This window comes from Synechococcus sp. H55.9 (assembly GCF_047462355.1).
GTDB lineage: Bacteria > Cyanobacteriota > Cyanobacteriia > Thermostichales > Thermostichaceae > Thermostichus.
In genome coordinates this window covers 31,575-35,963 of the sequence record NZ_JANSJB010000005.1, presented here as the reverse complement: position 1 = coordinate 35,963, position 4,389 = coordinate 31,575, and the positions used below count along the sequence as shown (strand labels likewise).

4 protein-coding genes, 1 tRNA gene and 2 pseudogenes are annotated in these 4,389 nt (G+C 59.9%); 4 read left to right on the top strand and 3 right to left on the bottom strand.

Going from position 1 to position 4,389, the window contains the following annotated elements; translation table 11 throughout:
- Positions 1-287, bottom strand: a pseudogene (locus tag NW857_RS01465) (hypothetical protein); the annotation flags it as partial.
- Here NW857_RS01465 and NW857_RS01460 point away from each other — a divergent pair.
- The gene (locus tag NW857_RS01460; protein ID WP_414367780.1) at positions 213-461 is read left to right on the top strand and encodes a hypothetical protein; all 249 of its coding nucleotides are present in this window, start codon (positions 213-215) and stop codon (positions 459-461) included. The pseudogene NW857_RS01465 and the gene NW857_RS01460 sit on opposite strands and share 75 nt — an antisense overlap.
- A gap of 5 nt (positions 462-466) precedes the next feature.
- Here the strand turns inward: NW857_RS01460 and NW857_RS01455 are convergent.
- A tRNA-Val gene (locus NW857_RS01455) sits at positions 467-538 on the bottom strand.
- Positions 539-832: 294 nt separating this feature from the next.
- On the opposite strand from NW857_RS01455, the gene NW857_RS01450 reads away from it, so the two are divergent.
- Entirely contained in the window at positions 833-1,594 is a 762-nt protein-coding gene (locus tag NW857_RS01450; RefSeq protein ID WP_414334232.1) for a segregation/condensation protein A, read from the top strand.
- A 186-nt stretch (positions 1,595-1,780) separates the two neighbouring features.
- Here NW857_RS01450 and NW857_RS01445 read toward each other — a convergent pair.
- Positions 1,781-2,074: pseudogene (locus tag NW857_RS01445) on the bottom strand (DUF6679 family protein); the annotation flags it as partial.
- Between the two features lie 413 nt (positions 2,075-2,487).
- Between NW857_RS01445 and NW857_RS01440 the strand changes: the two are divergent.
- Positions 2,488-3,378 carry a prephenate/arogenate dehydrogenase gene (locus tag NW857_RS01440; RefSeq protein ID WP_414367773.1) on the top strand — a complete coding sequence of 297 codons (891 nt, stop codon included), beginning with the start codon at positions 2,488-2,490 and terminating at the stop codon, positions 3,376-3,378.
- Between the two features lie 68 nt (positions 3,379-3,446).
- Positions 3,447-4,196, top strand: a complete 750-nt coding sequence (locus NW857_RS01435) for a cytochrome c biogenesis protein CcdA (RefSeq protein WP_414337200.1) — start codon at positions 3,447-3,449, stop codon at positions 4,194-4,196.
- The last annotated feature ends 193 nt before the right edge of the window (positions 4,197-4,389 follow it).

The window sequence follows — 4,389 nt, the reverse complement described above, 5'->3', positions numbered from 1 at the left end:
TCCGGCAGATCCTGAGGCAAATAGTGGTCAGGGGGGATGATCTGCGCTTCCAAGAAGCGCACTCGCTCGATGAGCTGGTTTAACTTGCGGATTGCCTGTCGCTGGAACACCCGGTCATGCAGCCGCCAAGCGCCCACATACAGAAACCCCAAGCCCACTCCTACCCCATAGGCAGTCAACAGCGTCAGCGACAAAGGAATCGCAGCGCCGGCTTGACCGGCCACAACGACCGCTGCTGTGGATCCCCAGTTTTGGACGAGGAAGACGAGCAGGATCAGTATCCACAAGCCCAGGAGTATGGAGCGGATGCTTCTGCTCGCGTCGGCGGAACGGAGTCCTTGCATGGCCTCAACCCTTTCATTACGCTATCCTGCTTCCTCTTCTCCACCAGTCCGGCAGCGGAGAGCTTGGCCGCGCCCCAATCCAGAGGGATGAACCCCCTGGCTTTTCAGAGCAACTGAAGAGATGGGCGGTACAAGATTCGAACTTGTGACCCCTTCCGTGTGAAGGAAGTGCGCTACCACTGTGCTAACCGCCCGTAGGTACTACTTTAGCAGCTATCCGACTAGAGCAGGATTCTATATTATGCGATGATCGCTTGACAACTCCCCGACCTGCTGGCTTGCTTCCGCATAGCGATAGGCAGGAGGATTCTGGGATGATCGAGTGCCCCGCCCCTTACCAAGGCCTGCGGCGGACGGGGCTTGTACCCCAGAGCCAAGGGTCAGCCGTTGAGCCGAAAAGCCGGACGGCCATAGAGATGCGGAGATGTCAGAGATAGCCGGGATCCGGCCTGAGGGCTACAGTAAGGAGCAGGGAGCTGTAGGGTGCTATGGCCTACTCACCGACCGAAGAGGCAATTGCCCTGCTCATCGATCTGGCAGAACGCGGCGAGATCGACCCCTGGGATGTCCAGGTTATCGAGGTTATCGACCGCTTTCTGAGCCGCATAGCCTCCACCAGCAGCAGCCATGACCTGTCTGAGTCGGGACAAGCCCTGCTCCATGCTGCCATGTTGGTCTATCTCAAGGCGATGGCTTTGGCAGAACCGGAAGTAGACGAGGGTGAGCCCAGTCCGGCGGATGTGGAAGCGGATCCCTTGCCAAGCTGGTCTTTGGCGGACTTGGATGGCGTGTTGCAACCCAGGGCGGTGCCGCGTCTTCAACGTAGCCGGCCTGTCACCCTCAAAGAACTCATCGTCCACCTGCAAGAGCTGGAAACCCTGCTGGAGCACCGGCCCGAAGCTGCCCCAAAGCCCCTATCCCAACGGGTTTCTCGCCAGCAAGCGCTGTCAGCCATCACCCAGCTAGCCCACCCGGAGAATCTTTTGGAAACCACCGCCGAGCTGGAGTCGCTGCTGGCTCAACTTTGGCAGCAGGGCCTGACCCAGGTCAGCTTTGCGGCTCTCCAGCAGCACTTTTGCCAAAACGGCAGCAGCGGTGCCATTCACCCCATCCAAGTCTTCTGGTCATTGCTGCTGATGGCTGCCCGCTCCCAGGTAGAGCTGTGCCAAGAGGAGTTCTACGGCCCATTGACCATCCGCCCCTGCCCAATGGGATCCCTCCTCCCCACAGCTCTACAAGCTGAACTCTAGAGAACCACTCTAGTCGTGGTTGCTCTCCCGCTGCCCCTCGACATCCTGCCGGGCACGATCCACCCGTTTGAGATCTTCCCCAGTTGAGCGCACCGGCAGCTCGGCAGGAGTCTCCCGATCCAGGTAGTAGTCCTCGACGAGGCGCTCGCCGCTGGGATGATCTTCCCCTTCCGCGGGCAACAGTGGCGAATGCAGCAATTCAGCAGGGGGACAATCTTCCGAGATGAGCAAATCCGACGTGCTAAGCATTCCCTTGGGAATGGTGGAAAGGCGCTGGGCAACAGCCCCAATGCTTTCCAGACGAATCATCTCCTCCCAAGAGCAGATCTCCTCCTCGTCTTCCGTTTCGTAGCGAACCAGGATGGTATCCCCTTCGATATCGAGGATCTTGGCTCGTTCCAGCCAGCGTCCCTGATCGCGCAGGTAGATCCACACATCCTTGCCTTCGCGGCTGAGTTGATAGATCCTACGATGAAGCACGGTCCCCTCCTGAAGTGAAAGATCCGGGTGAGTTGTGGGGGCTACCCAGCTCATCCCTCCATCTTAGCGGCTGCATACCGAGGCTGTATGCTTTTCCACAGGGCAGCCAGAGCCTTTGCTTCTGAGGTGTTGGTTCTTCAGGAGGAGGAAGGGCGCCACCAAAGCACCTGTTGACTTAGCGTGACTGGGGATCGCCAGCCTATCGAGATATGGTTATTTCAAATAGCAATGCAACGGTTTGTTACGTCGTTATTGCGACGCAACGCTGTCGCGAAGGTGCCGCCCTAACTCCCCTCTCCCTCTGGGAGAGGGGCTGGGGGTGAGGGATATCCCTCCGGGAGAGGGGTTGGGGGTGAGGGTGGGAGTGAGGAACACTTGGGGAGTGTCTTGATCTGGTTTGAAGTGGCCATACCATGCGCATTGCCATTGTCGGGTTGGGGTTGATCGGCGGATCCCTGGCCCTCAAGCTAACCGAAAAGGGATATCCCGTGTGGGGGATGAGCCGCACCCCGGCCACCTGCCAACAGGCTCTGCAACGGGGCGCTGTTCAAGGCTGTGGAACCGAGTTGGCCCAGTTGGCCCGCTTTGACCCTCAAGTGGTGCTGATCTGCACCCCTTTGGATCAGGTGTTGACCACCCTAGCCGCCCTGGTGCCTTATCTATCGGCAGAGACCGTGGTGAGCGATGTCGGCTCGGTTAAGCAGCCCATTGTTGCTCCGGCAACCGAACTGTGGCCTTTGTTCGTGGGAGGGCACCCCATGGCCGGCAAAAGCCTACAAGGGATCCAAGCGGCAGAAGCCGGCTTGTTTCGGGGGCGGCCTTACGTGCTCACTCCCATCGCCAAGACCCAACCGCAAGCTCTTGCTGCCATGAAAAAACTGGTGGCTGCTGTTGATGCAGAAGCCGTTTGCACCGATCCCGCGCGACATGACCAAGCGGTGGCCTGGATCAGCCACTTGCCGGTGATGGTCAGCGCCGGTTTGATCGCAGCCGTCAGCCAAGAGGCGGATCCCGCCATTCTGCATTTGGCTCGCACCCTAGCCAGCAGCGGATTCCGCGATACCAGCCGTGTTGGCGGAGGGATCCCGCAATTGGGTTTGGAGATGGCCCGCCACAATCGGCAGGCGCTGCTGACTACCCTGTGCAGCTACCGAGCGCAGTTGGGACAGATAGAACGGTTGATCGAGGGTGAAAGGTGGGACGAATTGCTGCTGGTGCTGCAACGAACTCAGCAGGAATGGCAGCAGTTCCCGGTTAACCAGCCCCGCAGAGTTCCTCAAGACCTGGGCAATGAGGAAGGGTAGCGGGCGCAGCTCCGGTGGGGTTGGGGACGTTCGTGCTACCTTGGGCTTGTGTTGGACGGATTGAGCTTATGTCGAGTATGGCCCAGCTTTGGCTCTACCACCTGGAACAATGGGCAACCCAGCTTGTCCAGAGTCAACTGCAGCACCTCTCTCCCGTCAGCCTGCTGGCGGTGGGCCTGGCCGGCTTGCTCACCAGTCTTTCTCCCTGCACGCTATCGATGCTGCCGGTAACCATCGGCTATATCGGCGGCTACACCCCCAACCCTGATGAAGGGGCCGGAAAAGTGCGTCGGCACATCTGGGCCCAATCTTTGGGTTTTGCGGCTGGGGTGGCTTTTACCCTGACCCTGCTGGGTTTAGGGGCAGCTTTGCTGGGCCGCGTTTACGGACAGACGGGATCCTTTTGGCCTACTGTGGTGGGGGGAGTTGCTATTTTGATGGGGCTCAACCTGCTGGAGGTGATTCCCCTGCGCTTTCCCGCTTGGTTCAACCGGTTGGAGATCCCCGGCGAATGGCCCAGGTTAGGCCGGGCAGTGTTGCTGGGATCCACCTTTGGCCTGGTGGCCTCTCCCTGCAGCACGCCGGTTTTGGTGGCTTTGCTGGCTTGGGTTTCCACCACGGGGCAGCCCTGGGTGGGGGGCGGGTTGCTGCTGGCCTATGCGCTGGGGCTGGTCTTGCCGCTGCTCTTGGCAGGGGTGTTTGCCGGCTCGCTCAAGCAACTGCTGGCCCTGCGGCGCTGGTCGGGCTGGTTCACCTATGCCAGTGGCGTGGTGTTGGTGGGCTTTGGTACCGTGACGATCCTCTCCGCTTGGGCCTGAGGGATCCCTGCCGCTACAGGCTAAGATGGGGCTGCCCTCCAGTTGGGAGCGGCATCCAAGTCTTGAGCTAACAACTTCCCATGGTTATCCACCCTCTTCCGCTGTTGCGGCGGTATTGTCGCCATGAGCTGCTGCCGCTGCTGGCGGATCTGCGCCTAGCCATCGGCCTTCTCTTGGCGATTGCCCTTTTGAG